Origin of the sequence: Fictibacillus sp. NPDC058756, assembly GCF_042746035.1 — a bacterium.
Classification (GTDB): domain Bacteria; phylum Bacillota; class Bacilli; order Bacillales; family Fictibacillaceae; genus Fictibacillus.
The window spans coordinates 1,074,308-1,098,637 of record NZ_JBHYPU010000001.1 but is presented as its reverse complement, the minus strand read 5'-3'; the positions used below and the strand labels follow the sequence as shown (position 1 = coordinate 1,098,637).

Annotated in this window: 22 protein-coding genes; 4 read left to right on the top strand and 18 right to left on the bottom strand. The window is 38.8% G+C overall.

Features of this window, described 5'->3' with window-relative positions; translation table 11 throughout:
* Nucleotides 1-233 precede the first annotated feature (233 nt).
* On the bottom strand, nucleotides 234-1,322 hold the full coding sequence (locus ACFW35_RS05505; RefSeq protein ID WP_379844329.1) for a bifunctional 3-deoxy-7-phosphoheptulonate synthase/chorismate mutase: 1,089 nt from the start codon (nucleotides 1,320-1,322) through the stop codon (nucleotides 234-236).
* Nucleotides 1,323-1,450: 128 nt separating this feature from the next.
* On the opposite strand from ACFW35_RS05505, the gene ACFW35_RS05500 reads away from it, so the two are divergent.
* Nucleotides 1,451-3,604: a cell division protein FtsA gene (locus ACFW35_RS05500; protein WP_379844327.1), complete on the top strand. Its 2,154-nt coding sequence runs from the start codon at nucleotides 1,451-1,453 to the stop codon at nucleotides 3,602-3,604.
* A 300-nt stretch (nucleotides 3,605-3,904) separates the two neighbouring features.
* On the opposite strand, the gene ytxJ is transcribed toward ACFW35_RS05500, so the two are convergent.
* The 3 genes from ytxJ to ACFW35_RS05485 form a co-directional block, all read right to left on the bottom strand.
* Nucleotides 3,905-4,243, bottom strand: a complete 339-nt coding sequence (gene ytxJ, locus ACFW35_RS05495; protein ID WP_379844326.1) for a bacillithiol system redox-active protein YtxJ — start codon at nucleotides 4,241-4,243, stop codon at nucleotides 3,905-3,907.
* 81 nt (nucleotides 4,244-4,324) lie between these two features.
* The gene (locus ACFW35_RS05490) at nucleotides 4,325-4,747 is read right to left on the bottom strand and encodes a YtxH domain-containing protein (protein WP_077359347.1); all 423 of its coding nucleotides are present in this window, start codon (nucleotides 4,745-4,747) and stop codon (nucleotides 4,325-4,327) included.
* The gene (locus ACFW35_RS05485; RefSeq protein ID WP_066291735.1) at nucleotides 4,748-5,203 is read right to left on the bottom strand and encodes a DUF948 domain-containing protein; all 456 of its coding nucleotides are present in this window, start codon (nucleotides 5,201-5,203) and stop codon (nucleotides 4,748-4,750) included. It abuts the gene before it with no gap.
* A 177-nt stretch (nucleotides 5,204-5,380) separates the two neighbouring features.
* On the opposite strand from ACFW35_RS05485, the gene ACFW35_RS05480 reads away from it, so the two are divergent.
* Nucleotides 5,381-6,493: an aminopeptidase gene (locus tag ACFW35_RS05480; RefSeq protein ID WP_379844324.1), complete on the top strand. Its 1,113-nt coding sequence runs from the start codon at nucleotides 5,381-5,383 to the stop codon at nucleotides 6,491-6,493.
* Between the two features lie 333 nt (nucleotides 6,494-6,826).
* Here ACFW35_RS05480 and murC read toward each other — a convergent pair whose 3' ends face one another.
* The 7 genes from murC to ACFW35_RS05445 all read right to left on the bottom strand — a co-directional run bounded on the left by murC (nucleotide 6,827) and on the right by ACFW35_RS05445 (nucleotide 15,430).
* A complete protein-coding gene (murC, locus tag ACFW35_RS05475; RefSeq protein ID WP_379844322.1) occupies nucleotides 6,827-8,134 on the bottom strand; it encodes a UDP-N-acetylmuramate--L-alanine ligase in 1,308 nt (435 codons plus the stop codon).
* 230 nt (nucleotides 8,135-8,364) lie between these two features.
* A complete protein-coding gene (locus tag ACFW35_RS05470) occupies nucleotides 8,365-9,462 on the bottom strand; it encodes a nicotinate phosphoribosyltransferase (protein WP_379844321.1) in 1,098 nt (365 codons plus the stop codon).
* A gap of 470 nt (nucleotides 9,463-9,932) precedes the next feature.
* Entirely contained in the window at nucleotides 9,933-12,554 is a 2,622-nt protein-coding gene (locus tag ACFW35_RS05465; RefSeq protein ID WP_379844319.1) for a DNA translocase FtsK, read from the bottom strand.
* A gap of 156 nt (nucleotides 12,555-12,710) precedes the next feature.
* Nucleotides 12,711-13,523: a DUF1444 family protein gene (locus ACFW35_RS05460; RefSeq protein WP_379844318.1), complete on the bottom strand. Its 813-nt coding sequence runs from the start codon at nucleotides 13,521-13,523 to the stop codon at nucleotides 12,711-12,713.
* 70 nt (nucleotides 13,524-13,593) lie between these two features.
* Nucleotides 13,594-14,019, bottom strand: coding sequence for a preQ(1) synthase (queF, locus tag ACFW35_RS05455; RefSeq protein ID WP_066291750.1), 426 nt, complete (start codon nucleotides 14,017-14,019; stop codon nucleotides 13,594-13,596).
* A 63-nt stretch (nucleotides 14,020-14,082) separates the two neighbouring features.
* Entirely contained in the window at nucleotides 14,083-14,409 is a 327-nt protein-coding gene (locus tag ACFW35_RS05450) for a thioredoxin family protein (RefSeq protein ID WP_379835259.1), read from the bottom strand.
* A 13-nt stretch (nucleotides 14,410-14,422) separates the two neighbouring features.
* Nucleotides 14,423-15,430, bottom strand: a complete 1,008-nt coding sequence (locus ACFW35_RS05445; RefSeq protein ID WP_379844316.1) for a PTS transporter subunit IIC — start codon at nucleotides 15,428-15,430, stop codon at nucleotides 14,423-14,425.
* Nucleotides 15,431-15,915: 485 nt separating this feature from the next.
* Here ACFW35_RS05445 and ACFW35_RS05440 point away from each other — a divergent pair, with 485 nt between their 5' ends.
* A complete protein-coding gene (locus tag ACFW35_RS05440; protein ID WP_379844315.1) occupies nucleotides 15,916-18,084 on the top strand; it encodes a methyl-accepting chemotaxis protein in 2,169 nt (722 codons plus the stop codon).
* A gap of 40 nt (nucleotides 18,085-18,124) precedes the next feature.
* On the opposite strand, the gene mltG is transcribed toward ACFW35_RS05440, so the two are convergent.
* Nucleotides 18,125-19,150 (bottom strand): endolytic transglycosylase MltG, encoded by a 1,026-nt coding sequence (mltG, locus tag ACFW35_RS05435; protein WP_379844313.1) that lies wholly within the window; start codon nucleotides 19,148-19,150, stop codon nucleotides 18,125-18,127.
* A 362-nt stretch (nucleotides 19,151-19,512) separates the two neighbouring features.
* Nucleotides 19,513-19,908, bottom strand: a complete 396-nt coding sequence (locus tag ACFW35_RS05430) for a hypothetical protein (RefSeq protein WP_379844312.1) — start codon at nucleotides 19,906-19,908, stop codon at nucleotides 19,513-19,515.
* Between the two features lie 369 nt (nucleotides 19,909-20,277).
* On the opposite strand from ACFW35_RS05430, the gene ACFW35_RS05425 reads away from it, so the two are divergent.
* On the top strand, nucleotides 20,278-20,508 hold the full coding sequence (locus tag ACFW35_RS05425) for a DUF2750 domain-containing protein (RefSeq protein ID WP_379847395.1): 231 nt from the start codon (nucleotides 20,278-20,280) through the stop codon (nucleotides 20,506-20,508).
* A 150-nt stretch (nucleotides 20,509-20,658) separates the two neighbouring features.
* Here ACFW35_RS05425 and ACFW35_RS05420 read toward each other — a convergent pair whose 3' ends face one another.
* From ACFW35_RS05420 to queD, 5 genes are all read right to left on the bottom strand, one after another.
* Nucleotides 20,659-21,168 carry a DUF84 family protein gene (locus tag ACFW35_RS05420; RefSeq protein ID WP_379844310.1) on the bottom strand — a complete coding sequence of 170 codons (510 nt, stop codon included), beginning with the start codon at nucleotides 21,166-21,168 and terminating at the stop codon, nucleotides 20,659-20,661.
* A gap of 13 nt (nucleotides 21,169-21,181) precedes the next feature.
* Nucleotides 21,182-22,255, bottom strand: coding sequence for a M42 family metallopeptidase (locus ACFW35_RS05415; RefSeq protein ID WP_379844308.1), 1,074 nt, complete (start codon nucleotides 22,253-22,255; stop codon nucleotides 21,182-21,184).
* Between the two features lie 87 nt (nucleotides 22,256-22,342).
* A complete protein-coding gene (queC, locus tag ACFW35_RS05410) occupies nucleotides 22,343-23,014 on the bottom strand; it encodes a 7-cyano-7-deazaguanine synthase QueC (protein WP_379844306.1) in 672 nt (223 codons plus the stop codon).
* A 4-nt stretch (nucleotides 23,015-23,018) separates the two neighbouring features.
* Nucleotides 23,019-23,747: a 7-carboxy-7-deazaguanine synthase QueE gene (locus tag ACFW35_RS05405; RefSeq protein WP_379844305.1), complete on the bottom strand. Its 729-nt coding sequence runs from the start codon at nucleotides 23,745-23,747 to the stop codon at nucleotides 23,019-23,021.
* Nucleotides 23,744-24,217 (bottom strand): 6-carboxytetrahydropterin synthase QueD, encoded by a 474-nt coding sequence (queD, locus tag ACFW35_RS05400; protein ID WP_379835272.1) that lies wholly within the window; start codon nucleotides 24,215-24,217, stop codon nucleotides 23,744-23,746. The genes ACFW35_RS05405 and queD overlap by 4 nt, the downstream gene beginning before the upstream one ends.
* Nucleotides 24,218-24,330: the final 113 nt, after the last annotated feature.

Genomic DNA, 24,330 nt, shown 5'->3' with positions numbered 1-24,330 from the left:
TTTTTTACTGCATGTCCGACAGCTATGTAATGCTAATATCATACGATAAAGTAGTAAAGTAGGCAACGAATAGGAGCATGTTTCACGATTTATTCGATAAATGAAATGTTTTTAAAAGAAAACATACCTATTTTGCTTATTTTTGGCGAATTTAGGGTTTATCATACTCTTTTTTAATGTTGAAACATAATAAATACCGGCAGCGTTAGTTGCTGCCGGCTAGTTGAAACACTTTATACCATCTGATTCATTTTTATAAAGCCTGTTTTAACAAGTTCACTAACGAACTTTTCAAACTCGCTAATGTTCATTTGCTGTGCGGCATCTGATAAAGCCACTGCAGGATCTGGATGTACTTCGGCCATTACTCCATCAGCTCCAATTGCTAATGCTGCTTTAGCAGCAGGAAGGAGCAGATCCTTTCTCCCTGTAGAATGTGTAACATCTACAAATACAGGAAGATGTGTTTCTTGTTTTAGAATTGGAACAGCAGTTATATCCAGCGTGTTTCGAGTTGCTCTTTCATAGGTACGGATTCCTCTCTCACAAAGGATGATCTGGCCGTTTCCTTGAGACATGATATACTCAGCTGAATTGATAAACTCTTCGATCGTAGCAGATAATCCTCTTTTTAAAAGAATAGGCTTGTCTATTTTCCCTGCCGCTTTTAGTAATTCATAGTTTTGCATATTTCTTGCACCTATTTGGATGATATCCAAATACTCAGAAGCCATTTCTAAATCATCTGGATGAACGATTTCACTGATTACTGCACAGTTGTATTCATCTGAAACTTTTTTTAATATTTTCAGCCCATCAATACCAAGTCCTTGAAAATCGTATGGAGAAGTACGAGGTTTAAACGCCCCGCCACGAAGAATTCTCAAACCATTGTCCGTTACAGCTTGGGCTGCTTCTGCTGTTTGTTCATAGCTTTCTACAGCACAAGGACCCGCAATTAGAATCGGACTTCCGCTTCCGATTTCAGTCCCTTTTACCGATATAACAGTATCCTGTGATCGCTGTTTTCTAGATACGAGCAGCGCCTTTCTATGATCATCTTCTTGCAGTTCAAGTCCTGCTTTAAATATTTCTTTGAAAAGGTGCTGCATTGTAGCTGTTTCAAACGGACCCTCATTTTCTGATGCAATTAAGTTCAGCATGTGTCTTTCTCGTACAGGATCATATTTTTTCATGCCTTGTGCGATCTTAACCTTTCCGATCTTCTGAACAAGCTCGCCGCGTTTACTGATTAGCTCCAAAAGCTCTTTATTGATTTCATCAAGCTCAGTCCGTAATGTGTTTAATTCTGGATGATTCATCTATATACACCTCTGTATTTATAAAATGTAAAAAATGTGATACATTTCTAATAATTAGGCTATAAAATTATCAGCTTAAATCGTTTAAACAATTCTTTACGTCTATCGTATCAAAAAGAGGTGCCTTCGTGGACAAAAATCTTTTATTTGCACTGGATATCGGCACTCGCTCAGTTGTCGGTATGATATTAAAGCAGCATTCTGATGGAAAATATGAAGTTTTGCATATGAAAGTCATGGAACATGAAGAGCGTTCTATGCTGGATGGACAAATCCATCATATACCTGCAGTTGCTAAAGTTATTAAAAAAATTAAAGAACAGCTTGAAATGGAAACCGGGCCGCTCCAAAAAGTTTGTGTCGCTGCTGCAGGACGAGCATTAAAAACAGTTAAAGGCAGATCAGAAAGAGACATATCAACCGTTGCTGTATCAATGCAAGAAGAAGTTATACATATGGAGCTTGCAGCCGTTCAGCATGCCCAGTTCCAGCTGGCTAGCATGCTGGATGAAAAATCAAATCAAATCTACGATTGTGTAGGATATTCGGTTCTTCATTATTACTTGGATGATCAAGAAATCGGAAGCTTTATCGGTCAGCAAGGTTTAACAGCTTCCGTCGAGGTAATTGCAACTTTTCTCCCAAGAGTGGTTGTAGAATCCTTAATGAGAGCTTTACGAGAAGCAGATCTTGAGATGGAGGCTTTAACTCTTGAGCCAATTGCAGCAATCAATGTGCTGATCCCCCAATCTATGAGGAAATTAAACGTGGCTCTCGTTGACATAGGGGCAGGAACATCTGATATTGCTTTAACTGCTGAAGGTACTGTTGTGGCTTATGGTATGGTTCCTGTAGCAGGTGATGAAATCACTGAAGCGATCAGCTCAGAATTCCTATTGGATTTCCCGGTGGCTGAAGAAATGAAGCGTTCGCTATACAAAAAAGATTTCGTGGAATATACCGATATATTAGGATTTTCTTCAAAGAAATCTAAATTTGAAGTTCTAGAAAAAATACAGCCAGCTATTGATAATCTTGCTGAAAAAATAACGAAAGAAATTCTTCATCTGAATGCGAAACCACCGCAAGCTGTCATGCTTGTAGGCGGAGGAAGTATGACACCAGGATTGCGTGAGAAAATTGCTAAAAAGCTTAATTTACCTGCAGAACGAGCAGCTATCCGGGGTATTGATGCTATATCATCACTTACTTCAACCATCGAACAGACCGGTCCTGAATTTGTTACCCCTGTTGGGATTGGGATAGCTGCAAGAGAAAATCCTGTTAAATATGTAACCGTCACTGTTAACGAAAAAACGATAAGGTTATTCGAAGTGAAAAAACTAACGATTGGGGATGCACTGATAGCTGGCGGCGCTGACCTTTCCAAGCTATATGGAAGACCTGGTATGGGGCTGATGATCAAGGTCAATGGGGAAGTAAAAATGTTCAAAGGCGATCTTGGCACTCCACCGCAAATTATTATGAGCGGAGAGGAAGCTTCTCTCTCGCATGAAATTTTTGACGGAGCTGTTATCTCCTATAATGCAGGTGTAAATGGAGCAAATGCCTCTATTGCCGCAAAAGGAGCCGTTCAAGAACATTTAATCAAAACGATCGTTATTGACGGTGAACCAACAACCATCGAAACCCAATATTATGTTAATCATCAATCTGTTACCCCTGAAACTATTTTAAATGACCGGGATGAACTTATTTCTTATTTTCCTGGTACTATAGAAGAAATCATAGAGATAAAAGGTTTGCACCTGATCGACAACAACTCTACATTCTCTGTAAAAGTCGACGGCAAGCCAATCCCTCTGTCCCGCAGTATAAATAATTCCATTTATTTAAACGGCTGCGTCATTGATAGAGGATCAAACTGGAACGATGGTGATCATCTCACTATTGAAGCATCTAAAGACAAGCAGGTAACCTTAAATGAATTACTTGATGTTCTTCAATTAAATCTTGTTCAATCCTGTTCGGTCGCATTTAATAATGAAGAAGTATCACTGACCAGGCCTTTATTCAAGTTCTATCGTAATGGTGAGTCACTTATGGAAGATTCAGTTCTTTACCCAAATGACGATCTTAATATGGAAAAAACAAAACAGCAGCCTTTTATTTTTCAAGATATCTTTACAATGGTCGATATTGCAATTTCCCCACGGCCAGGTGAAACGTTAGTCATATTAAAAAACAAAGAAAAAGCCGGCTTTCAAACAGAAATTGAAACAGGAGATGTTTTAGAATTAAAGTTCGAGGTTCTTATTTAATGGCCGTTTAAGTTGATTGGAGCGGAAGGTGCGAGACTCCAGCGGGATCAGCGTGCCAACCACCTGAGTATACTTCTCAGCAAGGCATGCTACGAGGAAGCACGCTGCGATAGAATTTCTTGCAGACGCAGGAGCACATTTTTACCTCCTTGGATATGAGACCCCTGCAGGCTTGAATAGCCTAGGAGGCTCACCGCACGCCCCGTGGAAAGCGAGCATCCTGGAGCGGAAATCAACCACTTACAAAGGCAACAAAGCTTGCGAAAACAGTCTTAAAGAAAAAGCGCAGCAGTCTAACTGCTACGCTTTTGTGTTTTCATTTGCCTGAGTCAATTTTTTATTTGTGATATTCCAATGTGAATCATGCCAAACGACTGTATCATCTTCAAAAATCAGTACTTGCGGTGATTCATGTTTTACCCCTGATTGATCTGCAATTAGATTAGAGAGCGGTCTGGAGTCTTGAACATTTAAGTAATATAGCGTTTCTTCTTCATTTTCAGAAGCGAATTTTTGATATTCTTTAAACGCTTCATGACTAACAGGACATGTAGTGCTGTTCTTCATAATAATGATACGTTTTTTTTGTTCCTTAACTAAATTCCAATCCTGTTCATTTTGCAGTTGAATAAGTGACATAAATAATCTACCTCCATAATAAAAAGACAAGAAAAAGAATCAGATTCTTTTTCTTATCTTTTCATATTTGTCATTTACTTATCAATATTTTTGCTCTACTAATTCCTGCTCATTTGCAGGATCATAATCTAATGTCTTTTCATCCTGAATATCGTCTGTGATTTCACCATACAATTCGGAAGCATTCTCTTCTTCTTTTGCACGCCATTTATCGATGTCTTTGCGCAAGTTAGAAGTTAAATCTTTAACTTTTGTAGCTACTTGATTCGATTGCTCGGAAACAGTACGTACAATATTTGAGGATTTCTCACGAGCTAAATGCGAAAACTCGTTACTTTTATCCTTTAAATACTCAGCTTGTTCATTTAAATCACTTCGCAACTCTTTTCCTGCTTTAGGAGCCAGTAATAATGCTGCAGCCGCCCCTAACATTCCTCCAACGAGAGCACCGATCATAAAATCCTTGCTGTCAATGTTTTGATTGTTGTTATTGTTGTTGCTCATTTACACTCCTCCTCTTGAATATTGGTTTGTTGCTGAATCAACATTGGACTTTTTGAGCTTATACTTCTCCCATAAATTCAATGCTGCATTCCCCCATTGAACCGCTTGCGATATTTGCTTAGACTGCCGCTCCGTTTCTACCGTGATCTGGTCAGTAACTTTACGGACAGATTGGTTCACCTTTTGAACAGATTGACCAAAATCCTGTACTGCAGAGAAAACGTGGTTTAAAGAATCAGATTTCTTTTGAACATCCTCGGCTAACTGGTTTGTTTTATGTAACAAATCGGTTGTCTCGCGCGTCACGCCGTCCAGTTGTTTTTCCAGACTTCCAAGCGTTACCGCGACATTATCGAGGGTTATTTGCAAGGACTTTAAAGCTCTTGACAAAAAATAAACGAGTACAACAAATGCTACTGCAATAATAGCTACACTGATTGAAATAATGGTTTCCATTATACGAGACACCTCCTGAAAGTATATTATTAGCTTTTCCCGAGTTTATATCAAAGGAAACGTGTTTTATTAAGTATTCTTGGCTTAAAGCTAAATTCCTTTAATAGAACATTACAAATTGTTTAAATTAAGTTAAAATAAAGAAGATATTAAATATATATAGGGGGATTATTCAACATGAGAGATCCGCGAATTCAGCAACTCGCAAAAAACTTGATTACATACTCGGTAAACTTACAAAAAGGTGAGAAAGTTCTCATCGAAAACTTTGGACTGCAAAAAGAATTAGTAAATGCATTAGTACAAGAAGCATATGCTGCTGGAGGATATCCTTTTGTATTACTAAAAGATCATTCAGTAATGCGTGCACAGTATACTCAAGCATCTGAAGAACAAATGGAGATGATCGCAAAGCACGAAGGTGAACTGATGAGCCAGATGGATGCTTATATCGGCTTACGTTCAGGCGACAACATCAATGAAATGTCAGATGTTCCTTCTGAAAAGATGGCACTCTATGAAAAGACAATATTTGCAATGCACCGCAAGATTCGTATAAAGAAAACAAAATGGTGTGTTCTTCGTTATCCAAATGCATCAATGGCACAATCAGCCAGCATGAGTACTGAAGCATTTGAAGATTTCTATTTTGAAGTCTGCAACCTTGATTACGGCAAGATGGATGAAGCAATGACTGCCCTTAAAGATTTAATGGATAAAACAGATAAAGTTCGTATTACAGGACCAGGAACAGACCTGTCGTTCTCAATTAAAGATATTCCATCTATCAAGTGTTCGGGACAGAACAATATTCCTGATGGAGAGGTATTTACAGCTCCTGTTAAGGATTCAGTAAACGGAATGATTTCTTATAATACTCCTTCACCTTACAATGGCTTCACATTTGAAAATGTACAATTAACTTTTGAAAATGGAAAAATTGTAAAGGCTACAGCAAACGATTCAGAGCGTATCAACAAAATCTTTGATACTGATGAAGGTTCCCGTTATGTTGGTGAATTTGCAATTGGTGTAAATCCATTTATCAAACACCCGATGAAAGATATCTTATTTGATGAGAAGATCGACGGAAGCTTCCACTTCACACCAGGTCAGGCGTATGAAGAAGCTTATAACGGAAATGAATCTAACATTCACTGGGATATGGTAATGATTCAGCGCCCTGATTACGGCGGTGGAGAAATCTATTTTGATGATGTTTTAATCCGTAAAGATGGTGTTTTCGTATTGCCAGAGCTTGAACAGTTGAATCCTGAGAACTTAAGGTAATATAAATGGGACCGCCTAAAAAGTTAATTTAGGCGGTCTTTTCTAATGGCTGTTTTCGAAAACTTTGTTGCCGTTGGAAGTAGTTGGTTTCCGTTCCAGGTTGCATTTAGAGAAAAGTCTTTCTAATAGATAGCTGAATATTACGGTACGTGTTGCTTTATTTGTTACACGTTCGCGCAAAAACTTGTGTGTTTCACGCAGAACTACTCTGGTTTCACGCAGAACATTGCTAGCTCCAGCCAAATGCTTTTAGTTTCACGCGGTACATTCAAATCTTAATCCAAAAAGAAGCTGACCTCATAAATTTTTTTTGGGGTCAGCTTCTTATTTCTCTTATGGAGTTGCTGTAAGTGCTTCTTCGTATGCTCTCTGGAACTTTTGGATGTCACCAGCTCCCATAAAAAGAAGTACACCATTATCGAATTTCTTGAGAACATCGATGTTATCTTCTGATATAAGCTCCGCATTAGGAATCTTTTCTTTAAGATTATCTATTGTGAGATTACCTGCATTTTCTCTTGCGGAACCAAATATATCACAAAGGTATACATGGTCAGCTTCACTTAGGCTCTCTGCAAATTCATCCAGGAAAGTTTTTGTGCGGGTAAACGTGTGCGGCTGGAAAATAGCAACCACTTCACGATTTTTATACTTATATTTTGTAGCTTCAATTGTAACCTTAATTTCAGTCGGATGATGCGCATAGTCATCAATCAAGATTTGATCGCCAACTGCCTTTTCTGAAAATCTGCGCTTCACACCTGAAAAGCTCTTTAACTGCTCTTTGATAATATCCATTGGCAGTGTTTCGTAATGACAAATCGCGATAACTGCTAATGCATTCAATACATTATGAGTTCCGTATCCAGGAATCTGGAACGTACCATAAAAGGTATTGCGCACAAATACATCAAAAGTCGTACCTTCTTCTCCGCGTTGAATGTTTTTAGCCTGAAAATCGTTATGATCTTCAAATCCGTAAAATACAACGGGAACTTGAGCATGTATTTGTTGAAGATTTGCATCATCTCCGCATGCGATAATCGCTTTTTTCACTTGCATCGCCATCTGTTGGAATGCGCTGATTACATCATCCAAGTCAGAAAAGTAATCTGGATGATCAAAGTCGATGTTTGTAATGATTGCATAGTCTGGTTCATATGAAAGAAAATGTCTTCGGTATTCACACGCTTCAAACACAAAGTATTCGCTTCCCATACTTCCTTTACCGGTTCCATCTCCGATAAGGAAAGAAGTAGGCTTTGCTGCTCCTACTACATGTGCAAGCAGTCCTGTCGTTGAAGTCTTTCCGTGTGAACCTGTAACAGCGATAGAAGTGAAGTTAGAAAGAAATTCACCAAGAAAATGATGATACCTGTGGATCGGTATATTCCTTTCATTTGCAGCTTGAATTTCTTCATGCTGCTCCCCAAATGCATTACCTGCAATAATGGTCTGACCCTCTTGAATGTTATTTTTGTCAAACGGTAAAACAGGAATATCTCTCTCTTCCAGCGCTGACTGTGTAAAAATGTATTGAGTAATATCAGATCCCTGTACATCATGACCCATGTCATGAAGGATTTGTGCCAACGGGCTCATCCCTGTCCCTTTAATTCCAATAAAATGGTATTGTGTCATGTAAAGCCCTCCACAAAAAGAACACCTTCTAAAAGGCCTATTTGTATTATTATATGCCTGATTACTTGAATGGTTATATCTTACAAATCACAGGCTGATTCAAATACTTGAACCATTATAGCAAAAATAAAGTATCATCACCATGATAGACAGATGATAAGATTCTAATAGTCCGATATTAAAAGAATACCTTCCTATAACTTCACCAAAAATGAATATTTAATCCAAATCTATTCTACACGTTCAAGTCTTGGATTGTGTCGATAGATTCTTCCTGCTTTTGCTTGATGATTGTCATGCATCAGGACATTGTCGCCTGTGAATCCAATATTGATCTTTAATAGATTACTGCCTACACCATAAATATCCACAGGAACCTTTTGCTCTTCAAATTGTTCGATTCTTTCTTTTTTGAAGCCTCCGCTTACAACGATTTTCACATGCTGAAAGCCTTCTTCATCCAGAGCTTTACGAAGTGCAAATATCAACTCGGGGTTAACGCCTCTAGGATCAAAAGAACCAAGCACGTCTGGGTTTCTGAAAAAGTATTGATCAACCATCGTACGTGAAGTATCAACCCTTACCCCTTTTAGCGTTTCCCCAAACTCTCTCGCTACTTTTAGAGCATCTGTAATTACATCGTTGTTGTAATCGACAAGTGAGATAAGATCATCTTCAGGATATTTTGCATGGTATGCTTTAGTAGCTTCAACAATATCGCCATTAAAAATTTGTATAAGAGCATGAGGCATAGTCCCCATACCTTTTTTGCCCCACCATTCGTTCATAGCATGTGTAGCTTGTGCTGTTGAGCCCCCGATATAGGATGCATATCCATCACCAGCCTGCTGAGCAAAGTGATCATCTCTGTCACCCATAAAAATTACAGGCTTTTGGATACCGGATTTGCTCGCAGCTTTAACTACATTATAAACATTCGTAGCTACCGACGTTCTTCTGGCTAAGATTCCATCAATCATCCCTTCGAGAAAGCCAAAATTCTGATAGGGTCCTTTAATAGTGAGCACTGTTTCAAAAGGAGAAATTTTATCTCCATCTTTCAGCGAATAGATTTCTAAGGAGTCAGGATCTTTAGCAAACGTCTTTATAAGAGCGATTGCCTCATCTGAACCGCATAATACAGCCTCGCTTTTTTGAAAAAATTGCATGGTTACCACATTTTCAGGTTTAAACGATTCTACTATTTCACATGTTTTAAGAAAATAAACAGCAGAGAACCATCCATCTCCGATCCGTTCATCAAATTTAAATGTTTTATTCGTCAGCCGCTTAATTTTTCCCTGCAGCTTTAATTCTATTTCTTTCATCTATTTACTCCTCATGACTTTTTCATGGTTAATAACAGAAGGGAACTATTCCCCACACTATAATAGCCGACAAGTCCCAATAACTCAAGAAAATCATTTATGACGGGATCTTCATTGAATGACATTCACCTGAAAAATAGAAAAACTGGCGGATAGGCCGCCAGTTTAATCTATATTAAGAATCTTTTCAAGAAGATTGTTGCTTAAATTTATTTTCTTTCACTTCATTGACAAGTTGATTGGAGCGCAAGGTGCGTGCCAACTACCTGAATAATCCTCTCGCAAGGCATGCGACGAGGAACACGCCGCGTCAGAATTTGCGTTTAGACGCAGGAGCACAAATCCTGAAAGGTGAGACTCCTAACAGCGCAAAGCGCTAGGAGGCTCGCCGCACGCCCCGCGGAAAGCGAGCATCCTGGAGCGGAAATCAACTACTTTCAATACAACAAAGTTAGTAAAATCAGCTATCTTTAATCTACTTGACTGTATAAACGATTCTCTAATTCCTCTTGTGTGAGAAGGACATGTCTTGGTTTGCTTCCCATCGTTTCAGAAACTAATCCGAAGCTCTCCATCATATCAACAAGTCTTGCTGCTCGGTTATAGCCAATTCTAAACCTGCGCTGCAGACTGGAAGAAGATGCGGCCCCTACTTCGATCACATAGTAGCATGCTTCTTCAAAAAGCTCATCTTCAACCTCAGTCGTCTGCTGATGCTGAATCAGTTCCTCACGTGTAAATAGATAATCTGTTTTATATTCTTCTTTCACATATCGCGTTACTTCCTCGATCTCTTCATCAGAAACGAAGGTACCTTGAATACGGACTGCTTTATTCGATCCGTTTTCCATAAATAGCATATCACCGCGGCCTAATAAACGTTCAGCACCGCTCATATCTAAAATCGTTCGTGAATCGATAGCAGATGATACTGCAAATGCAGTTCGTGTCGGCACATTCGCTTTTATCAAACCAGTAATAACATCAACTGATGGCCGCTGAGTCGCGAGAAGCAGATGAATACCGCAAGCTCTCGCCTTTTGGGCAATTCGGCAGATAGCTTCTTCTACTTCCTGTGGAGAAACCATCATTAAATCTGCAAGCTCATCAATAACGACTACAATATAAGGCATCTTGTTCTGATAGAGTCTTTCCTGCTCCATCTTTTCGTTATAGCGTTTGATCTCTCTGACGCCGGTTTTAGCAAACTCTTCGTAACGTCTTTCCATTTCTTCAACAGCCCATTTCAAAGCGGCAGTTGCTTCTTTTGCATCGGTTATAACCGGTGTAACAAGATGAGGAATATGATTGTAAGGTGCAAGTTCAACCATTTTTGGGTCAACGAGCAGCAGCCTTACTTCATCTGGTTTCGCTTTATATAACAAGCTCACTAAAATTGAGTTAATGCAGACACTCTTTCCTGAGCCTGTGGCACCTGCAATCAAACCGTGCGGCATCTTTTGCAGATCTGTTACAACAGGAGCTCCAGAAATATCAAGACCTAAAGCAACTGTTAAAGATGAAGCTGAGTCTTTGAACACCTCATGTTCAATAATTTCACGTAAGAATACCGCCCTGCTATGCTGATTCGGCACTTCAATACCTATTGCGTTTTTACCAGGTATTGGCGCTTCAATACGGATATCCCTTGCAGCAAGACTTAACTTAATGTCATCCGTTAAATTCGTAATCTTGTTAACCTTGACTCCCGGTGCCGGCTGAACTTCAAATCTAGTTACAGCTGGCCCTTTCGTCATGTGAACAACTTTTGCATTCACATTAAAATTATCCAAGGTTGACTGAAGAGTATGTTTTTGTTCATTCAGCCAAATATCATCGTCTTCTAGTGAAACAGCCGCCTTATTTAAGAATGATAATGGAACAAATAGCTGCTTTTTCTCATTTACCACTCTTTCTGGTCTTGTATGAAATGCAGGTGGTTGAGGTCTCACTGTTGTTTGTTCTTTTTTAGGCTGGGACATGCTTGTTTGTCTATCCTTTTTAAGCATCAGCACATTAAAAGGAACATATTGGCCGCCGCTTCTTGGTGTTTCACGTTTTATAACTGGAGCTGTTTCTTTTTTTACTGCTCTCTCTTGTTCGATTCTTTCTTGTTGAACGGGTCCAGCATCAGTGGAAGAAAACTCATTTAAGTCATTTCCTTTTTCTTCCTGTTGAACTGGCTCTTCAAAGATCTCTGGCGCTTCTTCCTGATGGAAAACTTGTGTTTCCTCAGTAATCATTTCTTGTTCTTGTTCTATTTCTTGTTCTAATTCCACTAGAGGTTCTAAATCTACTCCTCGGGCTTCTTGAACAATTAGTTCTTGTTCTACAAAATCTTCATCAGGAGTTACAGGATCCAATACAGCATTTTCTCTTATTTCTTCTGAAACAGAAACAATTTCTTCAGGTGCAGCAGGAAGTGCTTCATCTACTGATTTCAAAAGTTCTTCCGCAATCGAGTTCTTTGGCGGTATGTCTCTGCCAATAAATAAAATCCCTTCAGGTTTCCGCTTTCCATAGCCATAGACAGGTGAGGGCACATCAGTAGGAGTAAACCTTGATTTAACCTCTGAAACCGAATCTTTTGCATCGTTTGTTGGCTTTTGTAAGTTTTTATTCTTCTCAAAACCATAAACCGGCGATGGAACGTGTGTAGCTTTAAAAGCAGGACGTTTTGGTTCTTGTCTCATTTGACTAGAAGTCGAAGAGGGTGCTCTTCGGCTTTCGCTTCGAGCCGCTCTTTCTTCTCTGCGCACTAACTGCTCTTTTTCAAAACTGTTTTCTCTTGGCTGATATGTATATCGCTGGAGTGGAGCTTTTTGACTTGTTTTTTCATCAGGTATGACCGGGAACCGGAAAGGACCGTTCTCTGGATACTTATGCAGCATTTTGGCCGAATGCTGATTGTTCGGTTGAACAGGCTTTCTCCCGCTGTTTTTAAAAGCTGGTGTTCTGACCGGCTTATGCGTTGGAGTGCCTTTCGCATCTGCAGGCTGTTTTTTTACAGACTGCTCTTCTTTTTCATATAAGGATTCATCCTCATTATCATCATCAAAAAACGTATTCATTAATTTTTTTATCCAACTCATTTTCTCACCTATTTCTGTTGGTTGTTTCTTTATTGTAGCGAAAATAGAAGAGAAACAATAGTATAAATATTTATTTGAGCACATACGCCCTAAAAAGAAGAATAAAAACCACTAGAATGTTCTAGCGGCTTTTATTTAGCAACATGCATTTACTGATTACTCGTTCGTTTCATCTTCTACTGGCTTATTTTTCGCTAAAATAAAGACTGGTTCAAGTTCTTTATTCTCATAGATAAATGGTAAAGCAGTTACCGGTACGCGGCCATTCATGAAAAATTGCATAGCCATTTGCGCCAATATGTCATACCCCTGCTTATTTTGAATATCAGCAAGAATTAATACATCCTGATGAGGTACAGCTACAGCCATCTCACCCGATATACGCTTCTTCATATCTTCTAAGAAACTTATATTCAGAATCCTGCTCGCATCATACCCATCATTATGATTTAAGAAGAAAAAAGTATTTCCGGCTACCTGGTCCTGCTTATAGTCTGTTGACAGCCTCTTCACATTAAATCTTGCAGCATCAACAATCTGAGACTCCTCTAATTTTAATTCCCTCATCTTATGATTCGTCAAAAGTTTATAAGTTTTGCCTAGGTCTAAAGCATAATAAATTCTGGTTTCTGCAGTGTGTTCCTGATAGAAGAGCTTTTCACCCTCTGGTGTTTCAGCAGGAAATGATGCTGAACGGATAACAGGAAAAATACGTGAAAGAGACTCTTCATCAGCAGATAGACGAGCGGCTTTTAAGCCTTCCTCAACATAATAGACGAGTTCCTCTAAAAGCTGATCTTTTTCTTTATCCCATTTTGCACTAAGTCCACCTAAAGAAAGAGAAACCCCTTTACCTGTTTGCGTATCTTGTACTCTCAACGTTTCTTCTTCTCTCATATACGTAATTTCCCGTTCAGGATTTGAGAGTTTTTGTTCCAATGCCTTTTTTAATTTAATCGTATTGCTCAAACCGACCGCCTCCTTTCGTTAAACGAAAAAGTATATTAACGTGAAAAACCTCCATAAGGAGGTTTTTCATTTAGTTGCTGCTATCTTCTTTATATTCTACTACTACTTCAGTTCCTAGTCCGCCACGTGCATTCCAGTTCCCAGTAACTTTTAAATATTTGGGTTTTAAAAGTTCTACCAAATCCTCTTTAATGCGGTTGGTTGCATGTTCTTGATAGATTCCTACGTTTCTGTAAGATGTTAAATAATATTTTAAAGACTTCATCTCAACTAAATCTTTGTTCGGAATATAGCTGATAATAATATCTGCAAAATCCGGAAGTCCTGACCATGGACATACAGAAGTGAATTCTGTTGTCGGAATCGTAACCATTGTTTCTTTACCTGCATATTCGAATGGAATCGTTTCTAAGATATCTACTAAAATAACGTTCTCATCTTGTATATCAAAACGAATCCCTTCATATTTACTGTGATTTACCTCAACCTTTGCCATACTGAAATACTTCCCTTCAATTATAAAAATCGCTATATCGCTATTATAACATACACTTTTATCCTATTTGTTTTGGATATTTAATTCCTCTAAAAAGGCTGTGATCTGCTCTTTTGTTTTTCTCTCTTTATTTACATAACGGCCGATCTCATGTCCGTCTTTAAATGCTACAAAACTAGGAATTCCGAAGATATCCAGCTCCTGGCATAATTCGATTAGTTCATCCCGGTCTGCATAGACAAAGTTATAGTTTGAATATTCTTCTTCTAGCTCAGGAAGGATTGGTTTAATAACAACACAATCCGGACACCAATCTGCAGAGAAAACAGCTACAGTTACACCAGATTTTATCGTTTCACGAAATTGTTCGATTGATTTAATATTCTCCATGTTTAGCAGCTCCTTATTGATTAAGTTTCATATCACCGAATTTTATCCGGCCGGTCTTTCTCAGCCACTCTGATAACAGCAGACTAATTATTATTGGGCCTGCAAAATGCAAAATAAATATAGCAAGAAATGTTTCAAAGGTAAAGCCCATAGTCCTGAGTGTCATAATCTGACCAACCAGTCCGCTTGTCCCCATCCCCGCGCCAGCTGGAATATTTTCCATTTTAAAATACATCGTTCCAATCGGAGCCAGGATTATCCCTGCAATTGTTGGAGGAATTAGGATGTAAGGATTTTTCACGACATTTGGAAACTGAAGCTTAGATGTGCCGATCCCTTGTGTTAACCAGCCTCCAAAGCCATTTTCCCTATAACTGCTCGTGGCAAAGCCAATCATTTGCGCAGCACAGCCGATTGTTGCGGCACCAGCTGCAATACCTTCGAGCCCTAACATCATTGCGATAGCCGCAGATGAGATGGGCCCTGTTAAAGCAAGACCTAATAATAAAGCAACTAATACTCCCATTATTAAAGGTCTTTGCTCAGTAGACCACATAACCAGCTGTCCAAATGTTTTCATGAATTGATCGATTCCCGGTCCTACAAAAGCAGCCACACAATAACCGGTTAAAATGGTTACAGCAGGAGTGACTAATATATCAAACTTGGTTTCACCCGATACTATTTTTCCAATCTCAACCGCGATTAGAGCAGCTGCAAAACAGCCTGCAACACTTCCAAGTTCTGCCCCTGCAGCCCCTGCAATTCCAGCTGAAAAGAGGACAAGAGGTGGTGCCTTTAATCCATAAGCAACCGCAGTACCAATAACTGGTCCCATTAATGTCATAGCTAATTGTCCCATTTTAACAAAAAACGGAATAGACAGCTGCTCACCTATAGTTTTAAATATCAGTCCAACGATAAGGGAAGCCATCAGTCCAAGAGCAAAATATTGAAAGCCTGTAATGAAATAAACCTTTGGAGACAAACTTATCCCTTTTTTATGTAAAAAATCCCGCATGATTATACTCCTTTAATTCTAGTTTTGAAACATAACACTATCACATTATATCTTGTTTTCCTCAGGTGTAAAGACACATGTCAATAACGATAAGTCTATTTATTTATCTTTCCTTTTTTCTAAAATATTGTTGCTTTTGAATCGTTTTAGTGTGAGACCCATCATTGATAAGTTTATTGGAGCGCAAGGTCCGAGACTCCTGCGTGCCAGCCACTCGAAAATACTTCTCGCAAGGCATGCGACGAGGAAGCCCACTTCGGTAGGATATTTTTGTGACGCAGGAGCACATAGGCTTTCTTGAATGTGAGACTCCTAAAGGCCCAAAGCGCGAGGAGGCTCACCGCACGCCCCGCGGAAAGCGAGCATCCTGGAGCGGAAATCAACCACTTCCAATAGCAACAAAGTTTGCGAAAACAGCTTTATCTTTTATAGAAAAACTTTAAAAACTGTAAAAAAAGCCGATAAAATTGCAGGGGGGAATACATATGAACATGACGATACGAAAAAGAGTTCAGCTGATGCTTCTTATCAGTTTAGCCGGAATGATAGTATTACTTGCATTTATCGGTTTATTTTTATGGCAGAATTCTCAAATGGAAAATGAAAGAGAAAGTGTGCAAAGTGCATTTCTTTCAAGCGGCAATATTCGAAGTTCATTTAATGAAGTACGCAAAATGGAACAAGAATACCTGCGCACTCCAAGCGCAGACTCCAAACAGAACGTTCTTACTTATCTAAAGACATTGCAGAACGAAACAAGCAAGCTCGCAAAAGAAACTGGAGATAAATCCATCAAAGGAATTGAGAGCGATTTAACTGCTTATCAAACATCATTTGAATCTGCAACTGGGCTAACCAGCCAGCTTAATTCATTAAAACAGATGATGGCAGAAACTTCTGATGAGTTTGCTGGAACAGTAAAAACAATGAATGATCAGGCTTTACTCGTAAACTTGCTTCAAATGCAAACGTATGAAAAAGATGTTCATATTAAATACGACAGCACTTCTGTAAAGAACTTTAAAGACAGTGCTGTTGCATTCGACCAAATGCTGGATACAAAAAAAATACCTGCAGATCAATTATCAAAATTTAAATCAAAACTATTAAAGTACACAAATTCTGCAGATTCCATACAAACGATCACAAAGCGAATCGAAGATGACATAAAAACATTCGAAAAAATTGCTGGAGTGGTAGATCAATCTACTTCAGATGCTGAAAAGTCCTTACATAAGGAAAATACAGCTCTCTCAGAAAAGCAAAAATCGGTTAAATTCTGGCTGACAATCTGCTTAATAGCACTTAGTGTAATCATTCTTGGTATTTTAGGAGTTATCGGTGTATGGCTGCTGCGCTCCATACAATCTTCTATTTCTGTACTAAAAGAAGGTGCTACCATTATCGGTGAAGGTGACCTCTCTTACCGTGTACATACTTCAGCAAAAGACGAAATGGCGGACCTTGCTCATACCTTTAATGCAATGGCAGAAAAGATGCAAAAATCTATGAACGAAGTAAAGAATGCTGCTGAAAAGCTTACAAGTTCTTCTCAAAATCTTGCGGCTGTATCTGAAGAAACAACAGCACAAAGTGATGAAGTAACAGAAGCTATCTCCCAAGTAGCAACTGGTGCTCAAAGCCAGGCAGATCACCTTCATGAATGTACCGTTTTATTATCTGGAGTTACTGAATCCATAAAAGAAACAGCGACGATAAGTGATGAAATTTCACTGGATGCCCAAAAAGCTGAAAACGACGGTAAGGCTGGCTCTGATACTGTAAAGAGACTTAATACGCATTCTGAACAATTTTTGGAACTGGCTCAGAGCTTAATTTCTGAAATTCAGCATGCTTCTCAGCAGTCTAAACAAATTAATTCTATCGTGGAAACCATTCAGGAAATTGCGGGCAGCACAGACCTGCTTGCTTTAAATGCTGCCATTGAATCTGCAAGAGCAGGTGAAGCTGGCCGAGGGTTCTCTGTAGTAGCAAGTGAGGTTAGAAAACTTGCAGAACGATCTAAAAATGAGGCACTTAGAATCCAGCAGCTTGTAAAATCAATGACAAGCCAGATGGAATTATTATCAAAAGAAACGGTTCGTTTTGAACAATACAGAAACGATCAGCAAATTTCTGTACAACAAACAGAACAAGCTTTTACAAGCATCATTCATAATGTTTCAAAGATAAACGGCAGAATCACTCAAGTGAAAGGTGCTATCGGCCGTGTTGAATCAGCAAATGAAAACTTATCGGAAAAATTGTTCGAGGTAAGTGCAATTTCAGAAGAATCTGTTGCAACAAGCGAACAAGTAAGTGCTTCTAGTGTCCATCAAAAAGAAGCGATTCACCAAGTTAACCTGGCTGCCACTGAATTGCAGGAAATTGCTCTAACACTTCAGCAGGAAGTCGATCAATTCAGTTTAGGTGAAGCGTTGACTGTTGAAGAAGAAATCGAGTTTATGGAAGAATATCAAGAAGCTGCAGCAACAGCAGAAGAATACGAAGATGATTTTTCTGAAGAAGACACATTTTACGAAGAAAAAGAACTCACTGAAGAATCTGATTCCTGTGAAGAAGAGATGATTGAAAAGGAACCAAATACAGAAAGTGAGATTCCTTCAGATTTTAAGGATGAGAATCAAAAATAGTACGATTCAGAAAGAGGGTGTCTCATGGTGAGGCACCCTCTTAATAATTCCCGCTTAACTTTGTGTATTTACGATGTTCCTTGTATGTTTTTGAGAAATAATGACTCCATGTACCGTCCTGTTTGGCTACAAAGTAATAATAATCATGTTTCTCAGGATCTGCGGCCGCTTTTAACGACTGAAGATCAGGGCTAGCAATCGGTCCAGGCGGCAGTCCATCATTTAAATAAGTATTGTATGGACTTTTTATCTTTAAGTCTTTTCTGCGCAGCGTTGCTTTAGGTTTATCCAGTAAATACTGGACTGTTGAACAGGATTGAAGCTTTTTGCTGTCTTGAATTCTGTTCATAAAAACCCCTGCTATCACAGGCTTTTCATTATTCAATAAGGCTTCTTTTTCAATGATCGAAGCAAGTGTTACCCACTCATACGGTGTTTGGTCAGTGTTTATATCAATAGATTCTGTTTTTTCAATAAAACGATCTGTCATTTGACGGATTACTTCTGCAGCATCAAGTTGTTTTTCAAAGAAATAAGTATCTGGAAACAAAATACCTTCCATCGCATATTTTGTTCCCTTCTTCAGTTTTTTATCTTCTAACTGCAATATCTCCAGTTGATCTTCCCTTAAACTATCCCACGTCTTTGCTGTTTTTATAAATTCATCTCTCGAAGTGATACCCTTTTTACTTAACCTGTCAGCAATCTCTATGACAGTAATCCCTTCTGGAATAATCATTTCAACAGCTTCTGTTTCCCTGTCCAGTGTAGAAAGATCTGCTAACAATTCTTTGTAGTCTGAACCATATTTTAATGTATGTTCACCCGCCACAATCTCAGACTTTTTACCTGTCATCGTTCCATATATAGAAAAAAGAAGTTTATTTTTTATGAATCCTTCTTGCTCTAAATTCTCAGCTAATTTTTGAAAATCATTCTTCTCTTTAAGAATAAAAGGCTTTTCTGCCCTGCCTTCTACAGGCCGTGTCTCATATCCTATCCATACTGAGAAACAGGCAAGAACGATTAGAGAGACTAGTAAAATTCTCTTCAACAGTTTGTTCAAAGTAAATCCGCCTCACATTTTTGTTTCTAATCTGCCCAGAACACTGTAAATCATTCTTCTTGAATGGGTCTTTTCTAAGACGCAGGAGCACAAGCTACCCCAGAGTATTCTTCTCGCAAAACATGCGGCGCTAAAAAAGAATATATAATAGGGTTAGTCTTTTATTCCACAAACAAGCAGTGAAGATATACTGTATCTGTTTGAGTATAGAGGATTTGCATTATAGCACTTAGAGGATTAAGAATTGCTTTTGAATAAATAGTTAATGATAAATGAAGATGATGAATATTTATAAACAAAAAAGAGTCCATATTAGGACTCCATTTAAAGAATGATTTAATGGGGAATAATCAAGTTAATAATTAACAATGTTCCCTTGCATCAACTACAGTGCAATGCCTTGCACCTTTTCTAATGGCACATTTTGCCTCTTCCAACGATATTCTTACGAATACAGCTTCATCTTCTCCGCCTTCTTCTACATCAAAAAGGGCAAAAGCTTTGTCACGGTCAATAAAAATACAGATAAATTCTACTTCTCTTCCTTTATTTGGTTTAGGTACCTTATTTGTGACTTCACACATTTCTATTCCCGCATCAAACAGTCTCCTTGCTGTTTCCTTATCAATTCTAGCTATGGTGAAAATTTCTAACTCTACTCCTGGAACATCTGCCTCAATTTCTACAACAAGAAAAAAACGATTCTTTAGTCGCAATATACAATTGGCCCCTATTTCCAATACTTCTTCTTGGTACATATTCACAATCCTTTAGTCATTTTTCACACGAAATATATTCGTTGATACCCCTATCATATTCGGTTTAGACAAGCTGGTTACAAAGTTAATTAATACACCCATGAGATTAGTAGTACTCTTTTTGAGCAGGTCTCGCTGGAATTGTTTCATAAGGATCTCAAAAGATGTAATTTTGTACGAGAATGGAAAAAAGCCCCGAGTAGGAGATTGGGACTCTCTTTCCGGAAATAAAGTTAAGATGCTGAGTATTTCTCAACATTAAAATTATATGAATCAGCATAACAAAAAATATCCTTTTTAATAAAAATGTGGAATAATGCTAACTAAAGGCTTAGCTTTAATTCTTAGAGCCTATTCCACAATCGGTGCATTTCTTCAGGAAAGAGTTATAGGGATTTTCAACCTTATGAGATAAAATTAGAAGACTTTATAAACAAATGGATAACTGGTCTGGAAGAAGATGGTTTATATGTTGGTGTTAATTGGAGTGGTAAAAAGGCAACAGGTTATGATGTAAAGCCAAATGAATTATTAGAACACATAACTACGAGCTGGAAAAATACTGAGGTTGCTCAACAATCAGGTGCTTTAATTGAATAAGTGCATAAAACGACCAGACAAAAATCTGGTCGTTTTTGATGTTATTTACATATCCGATTAGAGTGCTATTTTATCTGCAAAAAGCCTTGCGAATTACGATTTTCTCCTCCAAAAGAGAACCCGTTACTCAAAACGAGACACTTCTTTTACTTATTTACTCATATACACATACTGACCTAATAGGATTGTTGCAATATGAGAAAACATTTCGCCTCTGGATAGAAGTCCCGCTGTAAATACGCCGATTGCTCCATCCTTTTTCCTGATTTCTGGATCATTCGTCCATTCTCCCATAAGCTGTCCGAGTTCCTTGCCATGACGCAATCCCTCAACTATTGGAGGCGGAAGCAAGATTCTGGCCCCAGCGGCAGTTAGGATATTTCCTTGTCTATCCGCGACCGCTCCCCAATTACTCAAATACATGCCATCTTCCATTTCCATTACTCCACCTTCAAAACCAAGACCGATTGCAGCACCTTGTTGTACACAATCTTTTGCACGATTGACTGCACCAGTCTTCGTTTCCTCATCAGAAAATGGCTGTGAAGAAACGAGTGAATCAGAAGAAAAAACAGCGAGTTTTGCATCATCAAAATAGTTTAAGAACGCATCGGCTGCTTTAATTTTTGCGGGATTTGACGACCCAATTCCAATTATCATTAGACATTCATCCTTAACTGTTTTCTAAGATTGTTTGAAGCGTAGAAGCATCTGCAGTTTTAATTAATTTAACCAGCAATTCTTTTGCCGCTGCATAATCATCGATATGAATAATTGAAGCATGTGTATGAATATAACGGGAGCAAATACCAATTACAGCAGAAGGTACACCGTTCCCTGAAACGTGTACACTGCCAGCATCTGTTCCGCCCTGAGAGATAAAATATTGATAAGGAATATTATTTGTTTCAGCCGTATCTAGGATAAATTCTTTCATCCCTCTGTGTGTAACCATTGTTCTGTCTAGGATTCTTAATAAAGCTCCTTTTCCAAGCTGACCAAATTCACTTTTATCACCCATCATATCATTTGCAGGACTCGCATCAAGCGCAAAGAATAAATCCGGCTGAATCAAGTTCGCTGCCGTCTTTGATCCTCTAAGTCCTACTTCCTCCTGTACTGTCGCACCGCTGTAAAGTTCGTTTGGAAGAGTTTCATCTTTAAGTTCTTTTAACAGTTCAATCGCGAGACCTACACCATACCGGTTATCCCAAGCTTTTGCCATAATCTTTTTAGGGTTCGCCATCGGAGTGAATGGGCAGATTGGAACGATTTGCTGACCCGGTCTGACTCCCATGGTATAAGCATCTTTATCATCATCTGCTCCGATATCAATATACATATTCTTAATGCCCATCGGTCTATTGCGCTGATCCTCGGAAAGCAGATGAGGAGGGGTTGATCCAATAATCCCTGTGATGACTTCTCCAGAATCTGTGTATATATTTACCCGCTGTGCCAAAAGAACTTGGCTCCACCAGCCTCCCAATTCCTGAAATTTAAGCATCCCGTTCTTCGTAATTTTTGTAACCATAAAACCGACTTCATCCATATGACCGGCAACCATGATCTTAGGTCCGCCGTTACCCTTTTTAACTCCGAAAATACTCCCTAGTCCGTCTTGAATAATTTCATCAGAAACCGGTTCGATTTCCTGGCGTACAAATTTGCGAAGATCTCTTTCAAATCCTGGTGCAGCAGGCATCTCCGTCAACGTTTTAAACAATGCGAGTGTTTCTTTATTCATAATCAAAACAACCCCTTCTAAATAATCCTATGTACACGTTTATTGTACACTTTATCAGAAGGGGTTTTCTAGGTTTATGAATATTGTCTAGTTTTCGTATGAGATGGGATCAAAAGAACCTGCTTCTTTAAATCCTTTAAGACGGAGCAGACAGCTGTCACATTTACCGCATGCCGATTCTTTTCCGTTGTAACAAGAGGTTGTTAATTCGTAAGGCACGTTAATAGATAATCCAGCTTCAATCGTTTCCTTTTTTGAAAGATTAATTAAAGGAGTTTTTACAAGGATGTTCTTCCCAGTAACCCCAGCTTTTGTTGCCAGGTTAATCGTCTCTTCCATGCTATGAATAAATTCTGGTCGGCAGTCAGGGTATCCGCTGTAATCAACAGCAGAGACTCCTGTATAAACTGCTGTAGCACCTATGACTTCTGCATATGCACTCGCTAATGCCAGGAAAATCATATTCCGGGCAGGCACATATGTGACCGGAATGCCTTCTTCAGCCTCAGTTGGAACATCTAAAGTCTCATCTGTTAAAGCACTTCCGCCAATATCTTTTAAGAAAGTAAGATCAACAATTCTATGGTCAGCAACTTCATAATACTTACCTACTTCTATTGCCTGTTCTACTTCCCGATTGTGGCGCTGTCCATAATGAAACGTTATAGGATAAAGATCATAGCCTTCAGCTTTCGCGATCCCCATGCATGTCGTGCTATCAAGTCCTCCGCTTAGGACAATGACTGCTTTTTTACTCATGTAATTAAACCCCTCTCTCTTCTGGGTGCCAGATTACTTTATGAAGCTGCAAGCTCAACTTAGCATTCGGCAAATGACTTTCTAATAAAAGTTCCACCAGCCTTCTTGGAGGCATACTTTCCCAAACTGGACTTACACAAATTTGCCCTTTCCGGTAATGTTGCTCTACCACTTGTTGTGTAATTTTAAAATCTTCTTCTGAGCCGATTACAAATTTAATTTCGTCCTGATTTTGAAGTTCCTTAAAATTACCTAAATTCATTTTGTCCATTTCGCCAGAAGCAGGAAGTTTGTAATCCATCACAAATCTCATTTTTCTTTGAAGTTCTGGGTGGGAATTACGCAGTTTTTCAAAAGGAACTAAATCGATGGCACCATTTGTTTCAATATGGATATCTACGATGTGTTCTAAATCAGCCATTGCCATGAGCAAAGCTGCAGACTTTTCTCGATGGATGAGCGGTTCGCCTCCCGTGAAACAAATACGGGAAGAGCGGAAAGATTTAATAGTTGAAATAATTTCATCAATGGATGCTTCAAATTCAGGCTTTGCAGGTGCATAACTATAAGTCGTATCGCACCAAGTACAACGCAGATTACAATGAAAGACTCTTACAAATACAGTTGGATAGCCTGCCTGAAGTCCTTCCCCCTCTACTGTTTCAAAAATTTCAACCATTGGGAGTTTCCAGTGTCTCCAGATGTCTTTAGATGGCAGATCGAACGACTTCATTCTCCCACCATCCATTCTCTTTTCATAACGGCAAAGCTTGTTGGAGTTTCGTACAGCTTTAATTCTTCGATTCTGTGCCCTTGTTCCGATAACCCTCTTTGTTTTAGTTCAGCATCAATCTGTTCCCACATCCATACAACCATATTCTCAGCAGTTGTATTCATTGGAGGAAGCACTTCATTTAAGTATCTATGATCAAGTTTTTCATCAATTGCTGTTTTAAAAATTTCTTTAATTTCACCAAAATCCACTGAAATACCGATCTCGTTCACATATCCACTCATTGTGATTACAAGTTTATATGTATGGCCATGAAGGTTTTTACATTTTCCCTCGTAACAGTGAAGGTGATGGGCTGCATCAAACGTAAATTCTTTGCAGACTGCAACACGTTTATTGTGATATTTTAATTGCTCACGCTTTATATCACGGTCAAGCATTTGAACATCTTTAGGAATTTTATAGGTCATTCCAGTTCATCCTTTCAATGGAGAGCACGAAAACAAAAAAATCTCTGCACATGCAGAGAGTGTGGAATATCATTCTTCACGCTCCCTAGTTTTGTTTTAGGAGGGGTGGGAAT